This window comes from Chitinivorax sp. B (assembly GCF_005503445.1).
Classification (GTDB): Bacteria; Pseudomonadota; Gammaproteobacteria; order Burkholderiales; family SCOH01; genus Chitinivorax.
On record NZ_SCOH01000055.1, the window covers coordinates 12,620 to 29,531 of the forward strand.

Consider the following 16,912-nt stretch of genomic DNA (forward strand, 5'->3'; position numbering starts at 1 on the left):
AGGGTTATGCAAAGCAGTGCTACTGAATTCCTGAAGCCGCGTATTGTTGACGTTCAGAACATCTCCCCGTTTCAAGCGAGGGTAGTCATGGAGCCGTTCGAGCGTGGTTATGGTCATACGCTTGGCAATGCGCTGCGTCGAGTGCTGTTGTCGTCGATGCCTGGTTATGCACCCACTGAAGTAAAAATCGAGGGTGTGCTACATGAGTATTCGGCTCTGGATGGCGTTCGTGAGGATGTTGTCGATATTCTCTTGAATTTGAAAGGCGTGGTCCTGAAGCTGCATAACCGCAGCTCTGCCTTGCTGTCTTTGAAGAAAGATGGTGAAGGTGTGGTGACTGCTGCCGATATCGAGACAACTCATGACGTTGAAATTCTCAATCCTGAACATGTCATTGCTAACCTGTCTTCAGGTGGCAAGTTGAATATGGAGATCAAGGTTGAGCAGGGTCGTGGCTATGTACCGGCTACCGTTCGGGCGAAAGATGATGAAAATCGCTCGATTGGTAGCATCCTATTGGATGCTTCCTTCAGCCCGGTGCGCCGCGTTGCCTTCAGTGTTGAAAGCGCACGTGTTGAGCAACGTACTGACCTCGACAAGCTGGTAATCGACATCGAGACCAATGGCGTGATTGAACCAGAGGAAGCTGTTCGTTTCGCAGCACGTACGCTGGTTGATCAGCTGTCAGTTTTTGCCGATCTGAAAGGTACGACGGTCGAGGTTGAGCAACCACGTGCACCGCAGATCGATCCGATCTTGTTGCGCCCGGTTGATGACTTGGAGTTGACCGTTCGCTCGGCAAACTGCTTGAAAGCGGAAAACATTTACTATATTGGTGACCTGATCCAGCGCACCGAAACTGAGTTGTTGAAGACGCCTAATCTGGGCCGGAAGTCCTTGAATGAAATCAAGGAAGTGCTTGCCTCGAAGGGATTGACGCTTGGGATGAAGCTGGAAAATTGGCCACCAGTCGGTTTGGAAAAACCGTAAGGAAAGGACACGACAATGCGTCATCGTTTGAGCAATCGCAAACTGAACCGCACAAGTAGCCATCGTCTGGCTCTTCTGCGTAACCTTGCGAATGCACTGTTGAAAGAGGAAGTGATCAAGACAACGTTGCCTAAGGCGAAGGAATTGCGCCGTGTAGCAGAGCCTTTGATTACTTTGGGCAAGAAGCCTTCGTTGGCTAACCGTCGTTTGGCATTTGACCGTACTCGTGATCGCGAAGTAGTGGTTAAGTTGTTCGACGTACTGGGCCCACGTTTTGCAAATCGCAATGGTGGTTATTTGCGCATTTTGAAATGTGGTTTCCGTCAGGGTGATAATGCGCCGATGGCTTATATCGAACTGCTGGACCGCCCAGAACAAGCTGTAGCCGCATCTTCCGAAGAGTAAACTCAGTTTGTTAGACAACAAAAAAGCCAGCATGAAGCTGGCTTTTTTGTTTGTATCTACGCCCGATCCAATGCTCAGAGTGGCTAGCTAGGCTTAAACCATCATCAATGTGCTTCCTGAGTAGTGAGGATGCTCAATGTCATGTTGTATCGATATTCTCTCAATCAGTTGGCATAGCCGGAGGAGTGACAGTCATGACTTCGTCTAGTGTAGTTTGTCCAGCGGCCACTTTCATTGCGCCACTTAGACGGAGTGGTTTCATGCCGTGTTTAATGGCTGCTTGGCGTAATGCGACGATATCCTGTTCCTGTCCAATCATTTTCCGGATCGAAGGTGAAATGGTCAGCATCTCGTAAATGCCGGTTCGACCATAGTAACCCGTCATGCGACATTCTAGGCAACCAACGGGTTTGTAAATGTGGGTTGGTTTTGAAGCACGCCATGGTTTGACTAGCTCCGCCCACGTTTCATCGCCGATCTCTCGTTCAGCCTTACACTGTGGGCACAATGTACGTACCAGTCGTTGGGCGACAACACCAAGTAAAGCGGCATTCAGTAAGTAGCCAGGAACACCAATTTCAAGCAATCGAGTAATGGCGGAAGGTGCATCGTTGGTGTGGAGGGTCGACAGTACCAAGTGGCCAGTCAATGCAGCTTGAATGGCCATCTCGGCAGTTTCCCGATCACGGATTTCGCCAATCATGATGATGTCAGGATCTTGTCGTAGCAAGGTTCTTACGCCGTCTGCAAAGTTAAGGCCAATTTGGGGTTGCACTTGCATCTGGTTTAAATGCGGCATTACCATTTCGATTGGATCTTCAATGGTGCAGACATTCACCTCGGGTTGGGCAAGTTGCCGCATCGTGGTGTAGAGTGTGGTGGTCTTGCCAGATCCAGTTGGGCCGGTCAATAGGACAATCCCATTGGGTTGGGCAATCAGTCCGTTCCAGATGCCCATTTCCTCTTCTGTAAAACCGAGTTCTCTGTATGACTTGGCCAGTACGTCCGGGTCGAAAATCCGCATGACCAGCTTTTCACCGAATACGGTTGGCATGGTTGATAGGCGTAATTCCACCTCCTCACCATCTGGAGTTTTGGTTTTGATACGGCCATCTTGTGGACGGCGTTTTTCAACAATGTCCATTCGTCCCAGTAACTTGATGCGGCTGACAACTGCGGTCATAACGGAGACGGGGATTTGATACACCAGATGCATGACGCCATCGATCCGGAAGCGGATGTTTCCGCTGTCTCGACGAGGCTCAAGATGGATGTCGCTGGCGCGTTGTTCGTACGCATATTGAAACATCCAATCCACGATGTGAACGACATGCTGGTCGTTGGCATCCAATGACGTGGTACGGCCCAGTTCAACCAATTGCTCGAAACTGGCGACACCTGAGCCGGAACCGGACTGGGCTTTGGTAGCCCCTTTCAATGAACGTTGCAGACTATAAAATTCGGCTAGATAGCGAACAATATCATCCGGGTTGGCCAATACACGCTTGATATGCTGGGTGATGGCTTGAGATAGGACTCGCTCCCAGTCCCGGTCAAAAGGGTTCGCCGTTGCAATCGTAATCTCGGTACGTGAGACCGCAACTGGCAGAATCTTGTAACGGGTTGCATAGGCATGTGACACCACGGCACAGACATTGGGAACATCGACCTTCAAAGGGTCGATATTGATATATTCCAGCTGCGTTTTGTTTGCTAGCCATTGCATTAGTATGTCAATGGTAATTAATCGGCTGGGTGATTCGGCAGATTGCCAACGCTGATTGGCAATCAGTGTCAGCGGATGTGCTTCGGCACGTTCCTTGGTGCGCGTGCCAACATACATTGAATCTGCATCTTTGCGTGAGACCAAACCATCTTGAACCAATTGGGCAAGGGTGTTGGTAACGTCGAATTGGGTTGAATCCATGATTGTCTTTTGTCGCTGCAAGCCTTGACTATAGCGGGATTGCGAGATGACGCCAATGCCCGATCAACCTGCCTTGGTGGGTTCCAATGGCAACCAGGTGGCAGCAGGTGGCCAATGATACCAACCATGAGCATGAGCGGCTTGCAATGTGGTGCGTAAAATGGTTTGGCGGACCTCATCAGGTGCCAGATGCAGCAATTCCCCGATTCCACGAAAGTCATCTGGCAAGGCTGCATCGTACCAGCCATTTGCACTATGCCGAGCGAGATCAACGGCCAAGACGACGGTACGCGCTCTTGGAAGGCTGGCTTGGCGGTCATCCATCAATTCCATCAACAACTGTGGCAAATGCCATCCTTGTGCCAGAGCCAGTTGCAGTTTCAACAGCGGGAAACCCAGCACATCGGTTTGCGCGGTGGCACTTCGTAGCAAAGGATTGCTACGAAGACGATAGTGGATATCCAGTGCTAATTTTGGGGCGGTGATCCAAAGCAGGATTTCTGCCAAGTCATGCAAGAGTGCGGCAGAAGTCAACTCCTCCACATCAACATCGTGGCGAATCGCTGCCCAGTCACGGGCATACAATGCCGCATGAAAGGCACGACTCAATACCCGCATGACGCCAGACAAGGCGGCTGGTTCCGAGGCAAGATGGTTTTCCAATGAGGCCAGATTGGAAAACGCAGAGAAGAAAGCGTGAGTACCAAACATCATCACTGCATGCTCGACAGTGGTGACATCGGTAACTTGGCTTTTGCGGCGGTGATCCTGCAGGTAACGGATGACTCTCAGGGTCATCAGGGGATCATGTAACAAGACACGTGCAATGTCACGACCGGTGATATTGTCTTCATTGGCTTGCAGTAACTCGATCTCGTGAATGGTTCGGGCCAATACCGGCAGTTCACACTGGGACATGTAGCTGACCCAGGCTTCAAAACTGGATAGCGGTGCAGTGAGCATGTCCACCCCGGCCAATCATCAAGCACATTGCTATTGTTATAGCAGAGCCTAACGGTCTGTCACGTTGCGTAAAAAAGCCGTGATGGCTATTCAGGATTTCTTGGCCAACACTACAAGATTGAGCCGTCCTAATTGTCCAGTTTCAGCATGATCTTGCCAATATGCTCCCCAGCTTCCAGCAGACGATGGGCTGCTGCTGCCTGTTCAAATGGCATTGCCGCCCAAATGACAGGGTGGATGGTACGATGATCCAGTAGTGGCCAGACGAGCGTTTTCAACTGCTGTGCAATATGAGCCTTAAAATCTACCTGACGTGGGCGCAGTGTGGACGCAGTCATGGTCAATCGCCGTTTCAGCATCTCTGCCAAATTGACTTCACTTCGAGTGCCACCCAGTAGCGCGATCAGGCAAAGCCGGCCATCGTCGGCCAGTACACTAAGTTCGCGAGGGATATAGCTGCCACCCACCAGGTCAAGAATGACGTCCACCCCACGACCATGGGTAACTTGTTTGATGATGTCGACAAAATCTTGCTGCTGATAGTCAATTGCGATTGTGGCGCCTAAATCCAGGCAAGCTTGGCATTTTTCCTGATTGCGGGCGGTGGTGAACACCGGGTGACCAAAAGCCCGTGCCAGTTGAATTGCCATGGTACCGATACCACTGGCTCCGCCTTGAACAAACAGGCTCTCACTGGGGGCGATAGCAGCGCGCATGAAGATATTGCTCCATACGGTGAACAGCGCTTCCGGAATCGACGCTGCCTCCAACATGCTCCAGCCTTCAGGAATCGGCAGACAAAGTGCTGCCGGCGCTGTGCAGTATTCTGCATAGCCGCCACCCGTCAAGAGTGCACATACCTGGTCCCCTATTTGTATCCCAGGTGAAGGCTGGCCAACCGCCACTACGGTTCCGGCGACCTCCAGCCCCAGGATGTCACTTGCACCAGGTGGTGGTGGATAGCGTCCCTGGCGTTGAAAGATATCCAAACGATTTAAACCGGCCGCGGCAACTTTAATCAATACTTCGCCACGCTTGGGTGTTGGCGTTGGTAACGTAGATAGTGTCAGTGCCTCGGGGCTGCCAGGCTCGGGCGCCAGGAAAGCGTGCATGGTGGATGGATACATGATTGTTCCTTCAAGCTGGTGGGCGCCTTGCAGGGCCGGGCTACTGAACAGGTACTAGTGTTTTGCTTTGTTTATAATCGCTCACGAAACTGTGCCGACTGATGTTGTTGTGCAAACTTGCCGTATCTTCGAAAGGTCTTTATTTGTACACCTGCCCAGAACTGATTCGCTGGGGCTCCTATTGATTCAAGTTTTGTGCATTCTTGTGGCTGGATTAAATGCTGCAAGCACAATCTCAGGCGGCTGTCTGTGACGTCGTAGCCGCTATGGCAGATGTCATTGAGGATACTTGATGATGGGGGCTGCGGATGATGACGTTATCCATTTCATGTGAATCATCCATTGCATCATGGCCGCTCCCAATGTTGCTAGGGCCATATCCTTTTGGGCATCCCACATGTCTCCTTGCTGCCCGTTGTAACCTTCAGCTGCTGCTGGCGACAAGGTGGCAGCAATCAACCACTCAAACAATTCATACAAAGCGCTGCTGGCAAGCACCCACTCCACGGCAAACCAACCAGCCGCACGTTCAGATAAGCGTAATCGGCTGACCAACGTCGTTTGGAATAGTCTGACCAAACATAAACCATAGGCGAAGTGGGTCAGGCGATCAAAATGGTTTCGTTCCCAGCCAAACCAGCTGCTGAGTGGCGAACCAAAGAGCTGAGCTGTCCATCGATCATATGGCACATTGGTATACAAATAGCGTGCCCCTAGCAGATGCATAGATAAAAACAGCATCAGCAATACGAAATTGACATTATCCAGCGCAAAGCGCCGGGCATAGATTAATAGACCAAGCATTGCCATTAGGGTCAGCGAGTGTTGAAGGACGAGATCAGCAGGCCAGGGGGCTTGAATACACGAGGCAATCCAAAGCAAGACAAAGCTGGCAAAGCCCCACCACTGGGCTGACGTGAAATGAAAGCGATCAAGCATGGGTGACCGGGCGTACGTAAACATCGAATCGAGTACTTTGGCCGATGATTTGTGTGCTGGGTTTGGCGCCAGAAATGATATCTGCCAAGCGAGGACGTTTAACAATGACGCGGCGTCTGGCGGCGCCCAGCGCAGCCTCCAGTAGGCATTCTGCATCCAGGTCATCGCCAATCAAAACCTGGAATGCCTGCATTTCCTTTTTGGCCAATGCTGCCTTGCCGCGGTCTGGAAACATGGGGTCGACTACGACCACATCCGGCCGTTGATCTGGCGCAATCTGTCCTAGCCATTCTGTCGCATTCGCCCTGATCAACATCATTCTTGCTGCAATATCTGTCACATCCGTTGCGGCCTGGGCACGTTGCAAACCATCTCGTAGCAGGGCAAAGGCAATGGGAGAACGTTCGATCATCGTCACCTGACAACCCAATGACGCCAGTACAAATGCATCCCGTCCCAAGCCAGCGGTGGCGTCGACCACATGTGGCAAATAGTCCCCCTTCAATCCTGCAGCTTTGGGCAACAGCTGACCACGACCGCCACCAAATTTGCGGCGGTGGGCATTCGCCCCTTCCACGAAATCCACATAAATCGGACCTGGGGCACCTTTGCCTAGTGTGCGTAGTTCTAAACGGTCGGGTGTCAGGGTCAGGGTATAGCGGCAGGTTTCCGGAATGACATCCGCCAGTGGTAAACCGAGCTCTGCGGCTAATTGTGCTGCGACTGTCGGGTCGGTGTGTTCTTGAGTGATGACGAGCTGATCCATTCGTCTGGTGTCGGATGTGTTGGTTGAGAGTGGCGATGATACCCGAGGATGTCGGCCGTTGCCCGAAGTCATTGGAATAGGTAATGAAATGGTATTTGAATTAGCGCATGTGCTGGATTGAGCAATCGCCGAGCAAATGTCTCCCCGTATTAGCCGCAAGTTTGGGTGTGTCTTGGGAGGTGAAATTTGCAAGCTTTTGATAAATATTAATTATTATCCGGTTTATTGGATGGTTGACTTGATTTCTGCATGCCGATACCACTCATGGCCTGATTCACAAGGCGGAACAAGGGATATGTGGTTATTGCTGTGCTACATGTCGATTCGAATGTACGAGGGCGTTGCATTATACCAATGGCATTGATAACATCACTTCCAGTGATAGTGGTATTTAGGTGGTTTTTCAAGTAAGGCAGTCAGTGCTGGGGTGCTCTGACTGTTGCTTGGCAGATGAGGGTGTGGTTCGGGCAGGGCGCGTCGTTTCGACGTGCCCCGTTTTTGCTTGAGTGGGCACCCTGCTGGTCGGTAAACCAATAAGAAGGGTGAAAACATGAAACGTCAAATGCAATGGTTATCCGCAGCATCGCTGTTGATGCTGCCCTGGCTGGCTCAGGCGCACGGCTCGTTCGATGTGCCGGTGAGTCGGGTGTTGAACTGTTTCAAGGAGGGGCCAGAAAGCCCGAAATCCGCAGCGTGCCGTGCTGCAGTCGAGGTCGGTGGTGCACAGGCGCTGTACGACTGGAATGGTATCAATCAGTTGCCGAATGGTAACCACAAAGCTTTTGTGCCTGATGGTAAGTTATGCAGTGGTGGTAAAGAGCTATTCAAAGGGATGGATCTACCGCGTACGGACTGGGTGTCTACACCGATTTCTCTAAGTGCCGATGGCAAATTCGAGTTTGTCTACAATGCGTCAGCCCCACATGCAACTCGCTATTTCGAGTTCTATATCACCCGTGATGGTTATGATCCGACCAAGCCATTGAAATGGTCCGATCTGGAAGCCACACCGTTTTGCACTATCAATTCGGTCAAGTTGGAAAACGGCCGTTATCGCATGAACTGCCCTTTACCCAAGAACAAGTCGGGTAAGCACGTGATCTATAACATCTGGCAGCGCTCGGACAGTGCAGAAGCCTTCTATGCCTGCATGGATGTGGAAATGAATGGCCAAGTAGTATCCGACTGGCGAGAAATCGGCGAAGTGCGCGCACAACAGGATCTGACCGTGGGTAGCAAGGTGACCTTACGAGTGTTTGACAAGGATGGCCGCGACGCAGAATCACACACCGTTACGTTGAATACGGGCATGAACACCGCCGCCGCCTGGCCTTATCACTTGGGCCTGAAAGTCAACGGGGAGTCTCGGCTGGTCGGTATCGGCAAGCTGGATGCACGCGGGGTATTGAAGCCAGTGGTCAGTGCCACTGAGAACCGCATCTATGTGCATGGTAAGGCCACCTATACCACCAAGATCGATATCGTTGCCGCACCGAATCCCAACCCTAATCCCAACCCAAACCCAGGGCCGGGATGTGATGGTGTGCAACCTTGGAATAGTGCCCGTGCTTACACCAGTGGTGAAAAAGCCTCGTTCAAAGGGCAACTGTGGCAAGCACAATGGTGGACTCGAGGCGAAGAGCCAGGTAGCCAGCAATGGGGTGCCTGGAAAGCCGTTGGTAAATGTAATGGTGGCACTGCACCGACACCGGGTATCAAGTGCGAACAAGCTTGGTCTGCCAGCGTGTCCTACACCGCAGCAGGTATCAAGGTCAGCCACCAAGGCTACAACTACCGTAACAAGTGGTGGAGCCGTGGTGATGTACCTGGGCAGGATGATGCGTGGGAATTGTTGGATACCTGCAAGTAAGAGCCTGTTCGAGGTCTGTCATGAGCGGCTGTCAGCGGGGTGGAGTGCAACACAAAAACCGGAATGTATGTGTGATACATGAGGATTTTGAGCAGCACATGAGCCCTGATCGCGGTTGCGCAATCAGCCATTGAAAAGGTTCTAAGGTGGTTCAAGTGGCATGCTTGAACTGATCAAGTGCAGGCAAGTCGTCAACAGGCCCTGTGAATAACAGGGCCTTGTTGTTCAGTTAAAAAAGCCGGCACAAGGCCGGCGAATAAGCGGAATTCAAGAGAGAGAGAGATTGTGAAGCCGCTAAAACTGGGTTGGGGTATGAAGCATCCCCATTTGAACTCAGGTACCGATCACACCACCATCATCCTTGGTAATCACCAGCGTGGCGGAACGTGGACGGCCACCGTCAGGCCATGCGCTGTAACGGCTGGGTTGTCTGGGATCGTTGAACTCGGTCTTATCATCCAATGGCTCACCGGGATGCTGGATATTGATGAACAGCGTCTTGCTATCCGGCGTCATGGTAAAACCGGTGATTTCGCAGCCGACTGGGCCGGTGAGAAAGCGCTTCGCGATGCCATCAGATGGGCTCACCGCCAGTAACTGGTTATTGCCGAAGTGTTTGAATTCGGTCTGTTTGTTGGCTAGCTCCGGGTGGTACATCGCACTGGTCGATACATCAGTTTCAATCCACAGCATACCGCGCTGGTCAAAGGCCAACCCATCTGGTGCACTGTAGAGATCACCCTTTAAACTACCCCGATTTGCTTCGACACCACTGGCAGGGTCGCCTGCCATGGCGAAAATGTCCCAGCGGAAAGTGTCGGCCGCGGCATCGCTTTCTTCCCAGCGAACAATATGACCATGCGTATTCTTGATTCGTGGATTGGCGGCATCGGCCTTATCACGTTTGCTGTTGTTGGTCAGTGTGCAATACACCTGACGGGTGACCGGGTGGATGGCAATCCACTCCGGGCGGTCCATTTGGGTGGCGCCAGCAGCATCGGCTGCCGAACGCGCTTTGATCAGGATCTCGGCCTGATCCTTGAACGCAGTCAGCTTGGGATTGTTTGGGGTCAGTGGTAGCCAGTTGCCGTTGCCATCCTCATTGAACTGGGCAACATACAAGGTACCCTTGTCGAGCAGATCCAGGTTCTTTTTGCGGTCACTGCCATCAAACCGGGCGTCTGAGACAAATTTGTAGATGTATTCAAAGCGCTCATCATCGCCCATATACACCACCACACGATTATCCGCCGCCAGCGTCACTGCTGCATTTTCGTGCTTGAAACGGCCCAGCGCGGTGCGTTTGACTGGGGGCGAAGTGACGTCGTAAGGGTCAATCTCCACGATCCAACCAAAGCGGTTTGGTTCGTTCGGATGCAGGCCGCAGTCAAAACGGGTGTGGATGCCCCCTGCCTTGGTCCATTCATAGCCCGCGCCTTTCATGGTGACGCCATAGCGCTTCTGATCCGGCGTGATATCGTCAGAGTAATTGGTGAAATAACCATTGAAGTTTTCTTCGCAGGTCAGATACGTGCCCCAAGGTGTCAGGCCATTGGCGCAGTTGTTGAGGGTGCCGAGAATTTCCTCACCCTTCGGGTCAAACTGGGTGCGCATCAGCTCATGCCCTTTGGCGGGCCCACCGATGCGACAGGGCGTATCGGCCGTGATGCGGCGTGCGTACTTGGATGGTCGCTTGACATGCCATTGCCGGTTAGGTGTCTGACTGACTTCATACACGGTCACGCCATGTGCATTGATTTCTTTTTGTACCTGGGCGGGTGTATGGCTGAACGAGGGTTCGGTAGGGTGGAGTAGCCCACGATCGATATATTCATGATTGACGGCAATCAGGCCACTGGTTGAACTGTTGCTGCCCCAAGGCAAAGGCAGGTAGCTCATGCCGTCATGGTGCATGCCGAACTGGATCAACTGGTCTTCTGCTGAATTGGATGCATTGGCGTAAAAGGCTGGATTGCCCAGCGTATCACCGATCGGGTCACCCCAACGCACAAACACGTGCGCTGAATAGCCCTCAGCGACATTGACTTTGTCTGCAAACGAAGGTGGGATTGGCTTGAACCCTGGCTTGGCTTCTGGTGCTGTGAGACTGGCGGCTTGGGCAACGCCACTCAGACCTGTCATGCTGAACAGACTGAGGGCTAGGGAGCCCAGCCCACCCCGCATCAACTGGCGGCGATTCAGCCGTGCATTCAAAATGGTCTCAAATACCGGATTGCCGGACGGATTGGACAGCCCTTCATCTTCAATATCGTGCTTGCTCATGACAGTCTCGTGTTGGCTACAAACGGATCGCCAAGAGTGTAGGCGGGGGATATTGCAGTCACATGACAAGTGACAACAAAAATAAGCCCTCGATTTTCGAGGGCCGAGGGGAACAACAGGGACCCAGGCGAGTATCCCGGAACTGCATGACGATCGTATGACGCTGATACATGTCGTCAAGCGATACTGACCGTTTACGAATGTGTTCAAATAAACAGCGAACAGGCAAACCGGCGCGTATGCCTTGTCAATGCATGGGATTGCTACCACCGACAAACCAATGCCCTGGCAGATTGTTTGCGTGTTTAACAAAATAGCAAGAATCGCTTAGTACCATCCGGCGGGTTTTCAACCTAGAGGTGGATCATGAAACGCACGCTGATTGCGAGCCTGTTGGCTTCAAGCGCTTTGCTTGTCGCCTGCAACTCCAGTAACGATAGCCCTTCGAAAGTGCCGGCAACTACGCCACCTGCAGCTGAAAAGTCGCCCAAGAATGTCATTTTCTTTCTGGGCGATGGAATGGGGATCAATACTCTGACCGCCAGCCGCATCTATTCTGTGGGTGAAGAGGGCGACCTGACCATCGACACGCTGCCTGAAACCGGCTTCGTCAAAACCTATTCCAACGATTCACAGGTGACCGATTCTGCGCCGTCGATGGCTGCCTATATGACTGGCGTGAAGATGAACAATGAAGTCATCTCCATGTCTGCCGATACCAAGGCGCTGGAGCCTGATGGCAAGACATTGACCGGCAAGTGTGGGGCTGCCAATGGCACACCGGCCACCACCTTTCTGGAACTGGCAAAAGCGGCAGGTTGGGGGACAGGTATTGTCACCACGACCCGCGTAACCCATGCCACCCCAGCGGCGACCTACGCCCATGTTTGCCATCGCGATGCGGAATCTGATATCGCAGCCCAATTGGTGCCTGGCGGTAACGGCTTCAACAGCAAACTGGGAGATGGCATGGATGTGGTACTGGGTGGGGGTAAGCAGTTCTTCCTGCCAACCGATGCAGGTGGTAAACGAGCCGACAAGCGTGATCTGACGAGCGAGCTGAAAGCCAAGGGCTACACTGTGGCCTTGTCACGGGCCGAATTCGATGCCATCGACCCAAGCAAGCAGGGCAAGGTCGTTGGCCTGTTCACCGGTAGCCACATGAGTTACGACCTGGATCGCGACGCAGCCAAGGAACCGAGCCTGGCCGAAATGACGGTCAAGGCGATCAACATGTTGCAAAAGAACAAGAGCGGTTATTTTCTGATGGTGGAGGGTGGCCGCATCGATCACGCACTGCATGATACCGTTGCCAAAAAGGCACTGCAGGATACGGTGGCCTTCGATCACGCCATCAAGGTTGCCATCGATGAAGTAAAGAAGACCGATCCGGAACTGAAAAATACCTTGATCGTGGTCACGGCCGACCATGACCATACCCTGGTACTGAACGGTTACGCCAAACGCACTGGCAAGACCACGTCCACCAATCCAGGTGTTCTGGGTTTGTTGCGCGACTATGGCGACGGCAGCGTTGCCAAGGATGACGACGGTAAACCTTTCACGATCATCGGCTTTGGCAACGGCCACAATCGTGTCGCAGGCAATCGCAATACTGCGGTGGAGCTGACCGATGACATCGTGTCTGCCAATGCCTACGCACAAGAGGCCGTGATCAGGATCAACAAGGATCAAGGCAGTGAAACCCATGGCGGGACCGACGTATTCATCGGTGCGACCGGCATGGGTGCTGATCAATTCACCGGCTTCATGGACAACACCAAGGTATTCGGCCTGCTGCGCGCGGCCGCTGGCCTGTGAGCGCGACTGCGAGAAAAGGAATCATCATGAAGTGGACCACATCAATGATCGCTGCCAGCCTGGTGGCAATGGCATTCCCGCTGGTGTCCCAAGCTGCGGGCGAGGCCAAGAACGTCATCTTCTTTTTGGGGGATGGCATGGGGCCGACAACTGTCACCGCTGCACGGATCTACAAATATGGCGAAGCTGGCAGCCTGCAGATGGAAAGACTGACCCGCACCGCCCGTATCAAGACATTTTCGAATGATGCACAGACAACTGATTCTGCCCCATCGATGGCGGCTTATATGACGGGCATCAAGATGAACAACGAGGTCATCTCGATGACCGCTGATACCCGGGCCATCTCGCCTAATTCCGCCGGTGTGGGTAATTGCGGTGCCAATAATGGCAAGTCCGTGGAAACGATTCTTGAACTGGCCAAGGCCAAGGGCAAGGCGGTTGGCGCGGTCACCACCACCCGTGTGACCCATGCTACTCCCGCAGCAACTTACTCGCATACCTGCCATCGCGATGCCGAGAGCGACATTGCGGCACAGGCCGTGCCGGGTGGCACTGGGTATAACACTGCCCTGAAGGACGGGCTGGATGTATTGCTGGGTGGTGGCAGGCAGTATTTCATCCCGAAGGCCGATGGCGGTACTCGGCCGGACGGACGTAATCTGATCAACGAAATGAAGGCACAAGGCTATACCTATGCCGATACCGGCGCGGCACTACGCGCGGTCGATGGCAAGGTAGTCAACAAATTGTTCGGTCTGTTCCACAAAAGCCACATGGATTACGAGCTGGATCGCGCCAAGAAGAACTTGGATCAGCCCAACCTGGCTGAAATGGCCGTGAAGGCTGTGGATGTACTGAGTAAGAGCCCGAACGGTTACTTCCTGATGGTGGAAGGCGGTCGTATTGACCATGCACTGCACGGTACCAATGCTAAACGGGTCATGGAAGACACCATTGCCTTCGATGACGCCATCAAAGCCGTGTTGGACAAGGTGGACCTGAACAATACGCTGGTGGTATTCACCGCCGATCATGACCACACCATGACCATCAATGGTTACTCACGCCGTGGCAACTCGATCCTGGATGTGTCGCGCAGTTATCGGGACAAGGATTGTACCGATGCCAAGGACCCGCGAACCTGCGCTCCGAACAAGGATGCAGACGGTAATACTTATACCACGCTGGTATTTGGTAACGGGCCGAACCGCAAGGACGTTCGCACCACGCTGGTGTCGGGTGATATCGACAAGAGCATGGTGCTGCATGATGATTATCGGCAGGAAACGGGTGTCAGAATGTCATCTGAAACCCATGGCGGTGGCGATGTGATGCTGGGTGCCAGCGGCGCAGGTTCCAAAGGTTTCAAAGGCACACTGGACAACACCAAGGTATTTGGTTTGTTGAAAGCGGTCATGGGCCTGTAATCGCACCAACAACCGGACCCTTGTACCAAGCTAAGTCGCACACCGGCAGTACAAGTGGTAACGGTTGGGGTGATTGACATGTCCCGCCAAGGTTTCGCATTCATGTGGCGACCCTTGGTGGGGCACGCTGCAGAAAGAGAAAGTAAATACATGAAACAACGATGGATAGGGCTGGTGCTGGGTGTATTGGCACAAACCGCCACCGCAGCGCCTGATTTGGCTGCAACCCTGACTTATGAAACACACGAACTGACCAACGAAGGGGTAAGCCGGATCACCCGATTCCAAGAACGTTTCTTACGCGCAGGTAACCAGGTCTGGACTGAACGGTTGATCCCACTGCAGGCCCGCTACGTCACCGGGGGGCATGTCCACTCAGCGCGTTGCGGCAAGCTGCACATGCTGCCGCTGTCTGCCAAATTGATCACCCGGCAGGCCAATGGGCAGTTGAAGCTGCAGTTCGTGCAACCACTCAGTCAGACAATCATCGATACCGACACCCGTGATTATCCCGAAGTTGGCTTCGACAACGCTTGGGATCGCGCCTATTACCTGGTCGACAAACAAGCACTGCAACGGATGAAGAAAATGAGCAGGGCGTCAGATGTTGACCGTGCCACCTGGTATGAACAGGAAGGTGCTGGACAATTCACCCGCGTGCTATGGTCTGCTCAACACCAAGTGCCCTTGGTTATCGAATCCGGCACTACCAACGGCACACGGCTGACCCGCACCACAGTCAACCTGGAAGCTATGCCCAGCAAACATCTGCTGCCATGGGGGCACTTGGGCAGTATGCAACACAAGGACTATATTGATTTGCTGGATTAGTTGGGATTGAGCGATGCTGCATTCTTCTGTGAATCGCTTTTTCATTGCCGTTCCTTTCTGAAGGAACGGGCTCTACATCGTCATGGTACTAAATGCAGGGTACAGGTCGGGTGCTGGCCAAAGGGATGCAGTTGTTAGGCATTCAGATCAAGATACTGCAACGGGCTGTCGGCCCTCTGTATCCCCGAGCAGTATGTGGGCTGTGAATTGTTCTGGTGGTCGGTATGAGCAGCCGCAGCGGCACTCAAACAGCCTATTTGGCCTTTGCTAGCAAGGCCAGTGCTTGGCGCTGTCGAACACATCAGTCAGCATGGGCGGCGCAAGTTGACGTGATGGCAGTGCGGCAGACAACGACTCGATGGATGGGGGAATAAATGACAAGGCGAATCAATACTTCCAGCCGCTGATCTGTACCCAGCGTTCCATCTGGTCCAGGCGGTCTTGCCCCCAGAAGGGCTCGTCACCCACGAATACCCAGGGCACACCAAATACCCCGCGCTGGTAGGCGACTTCCGTCGTCTGACGTAGCTTGTCTTTCACGGTTTGGTCATTCAAACCTTCCTGCAAGTACTCACGATCGATGCCGAAGCGCTCACCCAGGTCCAACACGTAATCGGCATCGCTGATGTCATGGTCGGTTACCCAGTAGGCTTTCAGCAGCGCCAGGGCAATCTGGATGGCGACATCCGGTTTGTCTTCATACAGCCAGTAAAAGGCACGACATGCCGCCAGTGGGTTGACCGGAAATCGGCTGGGCCAGTTCAGGGGCATGCGATGGAAGCTTGCGGTGCGCTTGGCATCCCGCATCATGTAGTCTTGACGCAGTTCTGTTTGGGGGGGATTGTTCAGCAGCTTGAAGATTGCACCAATCAGAATCGGCCGCCACGTCAATGTCTTGCCGTTACGCGCGTCGAATCCTTCAAGGCGATTGGCGGCAATGTACGAGTAGGGCGAGCTGAAATCGAAGTAGAAATCGATCGACAGCGACATGACGACCTCGTTATATAGAACGGTATAGCCTAAACTTAGCCTATCGTGCCCGGATCACAAGGAAAATACATGGATTTGTCAGCCAATTGGCTGCAAATCAGTCGGAAACGCGCTCATTTCATTCATGGCCGGTGCCGGTGCAAATTAGTTCGGTCGTGGTGATGCCAGGCGCGATTCAAATGAGCATATACCTGTCCAAGATGCACACTGAAATCGGCTTCGCTCATCCCGTGTTCGTCATTTAGTTGATCAATCAGCTTGCCCAGATGCTGATGTGCATCGCGCAACTCATCAATCAAAGCGGCCCATGCGGCAGGGTGCTGGTCTAGTTGCAGTGTGATATTAAGCGCCGCTAACAAAACCCTTCTGGTATTGTTATGCAAACTCGTCGTACGCTCGTACTGCCTTTGTTTGCACGCCTAACCAGACCCACTTCGCTGGGTTTTGTTAGCGGCTCTAAGAGCCTGTTCAAAGTCTTTTGAGCAATAGAGCCAAGAAGGCGAGATGGATGAACTGCAAGCTGGTATTCAACTGCCGCTCACAGTTCTTCCACAGCCGCCGATGTTTTTC

General features: G+C 53.0%; 14 protein-coding genes and 1 pseudogene. 6 read left to right on the plus strand and 9 right to left on the minus strand.

Translation table 11 applies throughout. The features are described 5' to 3' along the window. Positions 1–6 precede the first annotated feature (6 nt). Together FFS57_RS22135 and rplQ are read left to right on the plus strand one after the other, a co-directional pair. On the plus strand, positions 7–990 hold the full coding sequence (locus FFS57_RS22135) for a DNA-directed RNA polymerase subunit alpha (RefSeq protein WP_137940014.1): 984 nt from the start codon (positions 7–9) through the stop codon (positions 988–990). Positions 991–1,005: 15 nt separating this feature from the next. Then, a complete protein-coding gene (gene rplQ / locus FFS57_RS22140; protein ID WP_137940015.1) occupies positions 1,006–1,395 on the plus strand; it encodes a 50S ribosomal protein L17 in 390 nt (129 codons plus the stop codon). A gap of 160 nt (positions 1,396–1,555) precedes the next feature. Here the strand turns inward: rplQ and tfpB are convergent, their stop codons facing one another. From tfpB to FFS57_RS22165, 5 genes are all read right to left on the minus strand, one after another. Next, a complete protein-coding gene (gene tfpB / locus FFS57_RS22145; protein ID WP_137940016.1) occupies positions 1,556–3,322 on the minus strand; it encodes a type IV pilus assembly ATPase TfpB in 1,767 nt (588 codons plus the stop codon). 63 nt (positions 3,323–3,385) lie between these two features. Continuing rightward, the gene (locus FFS57_RS22150; protein WP_137940017.1) at positions 3,386–4,285 is read right to left on the minus strand and encodes an HDOD domain-containing protein; all 900 of its coding nucleotides are present in this window, start codon (positions 4,283–4,285) and stop codon (positions 3,386–3,388) included. Positions 4,286–4,413: 128 nt separating this feature from the next. Then, positions 4,414–5,397, minus strand: a complete 984-nt coding sequence (locus tag FFS57_RS22155) for an NAD(P)H-quinone oxidoreductase (protein ID WP_137940026.1) — start codon at positions 5,395–5,397, stop codon at positions 4,414–4,416. Between the two features lie 291 nt (positions 5,398–5,688). Further along, complete coding sequence (locus FFS57_RS22160) at positions 5,689–6,375, minus strand: DUF2238 domain-containing protein (RefSeq protein ID WP_137940018.1); 687 nt, start codon at positions 6,373–6,375, stop codon at positions 5,689–5,691. Beyond that, positions 6,344–7,117 carry a class I SAM-dependent methyltransferase gene (locus tag FFS57_RS22165; protein ID WP_137940019.1) on the minus strand — a complete coding sequence of 258 codons (774 nt, stop codon included), beginning with the start codon at positions 7,115–7,117 and terminating at the stop codon, positions 6,344–6,346. The genes FFS57_RS22160 and FFS57_RS22165 overlap by 32 nt, the downstream gene beginning before the upstream one ends. 550 nt (positions 7,118–7,667) lie before the next feature. On the opposite strand from FFS57_RS22165, the gene FFS57_RS22170 reads away from it, so the two are divergent. Then, positions 7,668–8,987, plus strand: coding sequence for a lytic polysaccharide monooxygenase (locus FFS57_RS22170; RefSeq protein ID WP_137940020.1), 1,320 nt, complete (start codon positions 7,668–7,670; stop codon positions 8,985–8,987). A gap of 333 nt (positions 8,988–9,320) precedes the next feature. Here the strand turns inward: FFS57_RS22170 and FFS57_RS22175 are convergent, their stop codons facing one another. Further along, positions 9,321–11,270: a PhoX family protein gene (locus FFS57_RS22175; protein ID WP_137940021.1), complete on the minus strand. Its 1,950-nt coding sequence runs from the start codon at positions 11,268–11,270 to the stop codon at positions 9,321–9,323. A gap of 366 nt (positions 11,271–11,636) precedes the next feature. On the opposite strand from FFS57_RS22175, the gene FFS57_RS22180 reads away from it, so the two are divergent. From FFS57_RS22180 to FFS57_RS22190, 3 genes are all read left to right on the plus strand, one after another. After that, entirely contained in the window at positions 11,637–13,091 is a 1,455-nt protein-coding gene (locus FFS57_RS22180) for an alkaline phosphatase (RefSeq protein ID WP_137940022.1), read from the plus strand. A 44-nt stretch (positions 13,092–13,135) separates the two neighbouring features. After that, entirely contained in the window at positions 13,136–14,521 is a 1,386-nt protein-coding gene (locus FFS57_RS22185) for an alkaline phosphatase (RefSeq protein WP_249384121.1), read from the plus strand. A 78-nt stretch (positions 14,522–14,599) separates the two neighbouring features. Continuing rightward, positions 14,600–15,352 carry a hypothetical protein gene (locus FFS57_RS22190; RefSeq protein ID WP_171014142.1) on the plus strand — a complete coding sequence of 251 codons (753 nt, stop codon included), beginning with the start codon at positions 14,600–14,602 and terminating at the stop codon, positions 15,350–15,352. Positions 15,353–15,739: 387 nt separating this feature from the next. Here the strand turns inward: FFS57_RS22190 and FFS57_RS22195 are convergent, their stop codons facing one another. The 3 genes and pseudogenes from FFS57_RS22195 to FFS57_RS22200 form a co-directional block, all read right to left on the minus strand. Continuing rightward, a complete protein-coding gene (locus FFS57_RS22195; protein ID WP_137940025.1) occupies positions 15,740–16,342 on the minus strand; it encodes a 2-hydroxychromene-2-carboxylate isomerase in 603 nt (200 codons plus the stop codon). A gap of 122 nt (positions 16,343–16,464) precedes the next feature. Beyond that, on the minus strand, positions 16,465–16,725 hold the full coding sequence (locus tag FFS57_RS25335) for a hypothetical protein (RefSeq protein WP_171014143.1): 261 nt from the start codon (positions 16,723–16,725) through the stop codon (positions 16,465–16,467). An 85-nt stretch (positions 16,726–16,810) separates the two neighbouring features. Further along, positions 16,811–16,912: pseudogene (locus tag FFS57_RS22200) on the minus strand (IS5/IS1182 family transposase); the annotation flags it as partial.

Excerpts from the sequence above, each read along its gene's own strand:
- FFS57_RS22135 (WP_137940014.1), top strand. The coding sequence starts at position 7 with ATGCAAAGCAGTGCTACTGAATTCCTGAAGCCGCGTATTGTTGACGTT.
- rplQ (WP_137940015.1), top strand. The coding sequence starts at position 1,006 with ATGCGTCATCGTTTGAGCAATCGCAAACTGAACCGCACAAGTAGCCAT.
- tfpB (WP_137940016.1), bottom strand. The coding sequence starts at position 3,322 with ATGGATTCAACCCAATTCGACGTTACCAACACCCTTGCCCAATTGGTT.
- FFS57_RS22150 (WP_137940017.1), bottom strand. The coding sequence starts at position 4,285 with ATGCTCACTGCACCGCTATCCAGTTTTGAAGCCTGGGTCAGCTACATG.
- FFS57_RS22155 (WP_137940026.1), bottom strand. The coding sequence starts at position 5,397 with ATGCACGCTTTCCTGGCGCCCGAGCCTGGCAGCCCCGAGGCACTGACA.
- FFS57_RS22160 (WP_137940018.1), bottom strand. The coding sequence starts at position 6,375 with ATGTTTACGTACGCCCGGTCACCCATGCTTGATCGCTTTCATTTCACG.
- FFS57_RS22165 (WP_137940019.1), bottom strand. The coding sequence starts at position 7,117 with ATGGATCAGCTCGTCATCACTCAAGAACACACCGACCCGACAGTCGCA.
- FFS57_RS22170 (WP_137940020.1), top strand. The coding sequence starts at position 7,668 with ATGAAACGTCAAATGCAATGGTTATCCGCAGCATCGCTGTTGATGCTG.
- FFS57_RS22175 (WP_137940021.1), bottom strand. The coding sequence starts at position 11,270 with ATGAGCAAGCACGATATTGAAGATGAAGGGCTGTCCAATCCGTCCGGC.
- FFS57_RS22180 (WP_137940022.1), top strand. The coding sequence starts at position 11,637 with ATGAAACGCACGCTGATTGCGAGCCTGTTGGCTTCAAGCGCTTTGCTT.
- FFS57_RS22185 (WP_249384121.1), top strand. The coding sequence starts at position 13,136 with ATGATCGCTGCCAGCCTGGTGGCAATGGCATTCCCGCTGGTGTCCCAA.
- FFS57_RS22190 (WP_171014142.1), top strand. The coding sequence starts at position 14,600 with ATGTCCCGCCAAGGTTTCGCATTCATGTGGCGACCCTTGGTGGGGCAC.
- FFS57_RS22195 (WP_137940025.1), bottom strand. The coding sequence starts at position 16,342 with ATGTCGCTGTCGATCGATTTCTACTTCGATTTCAGCTCGCCCTACTCG.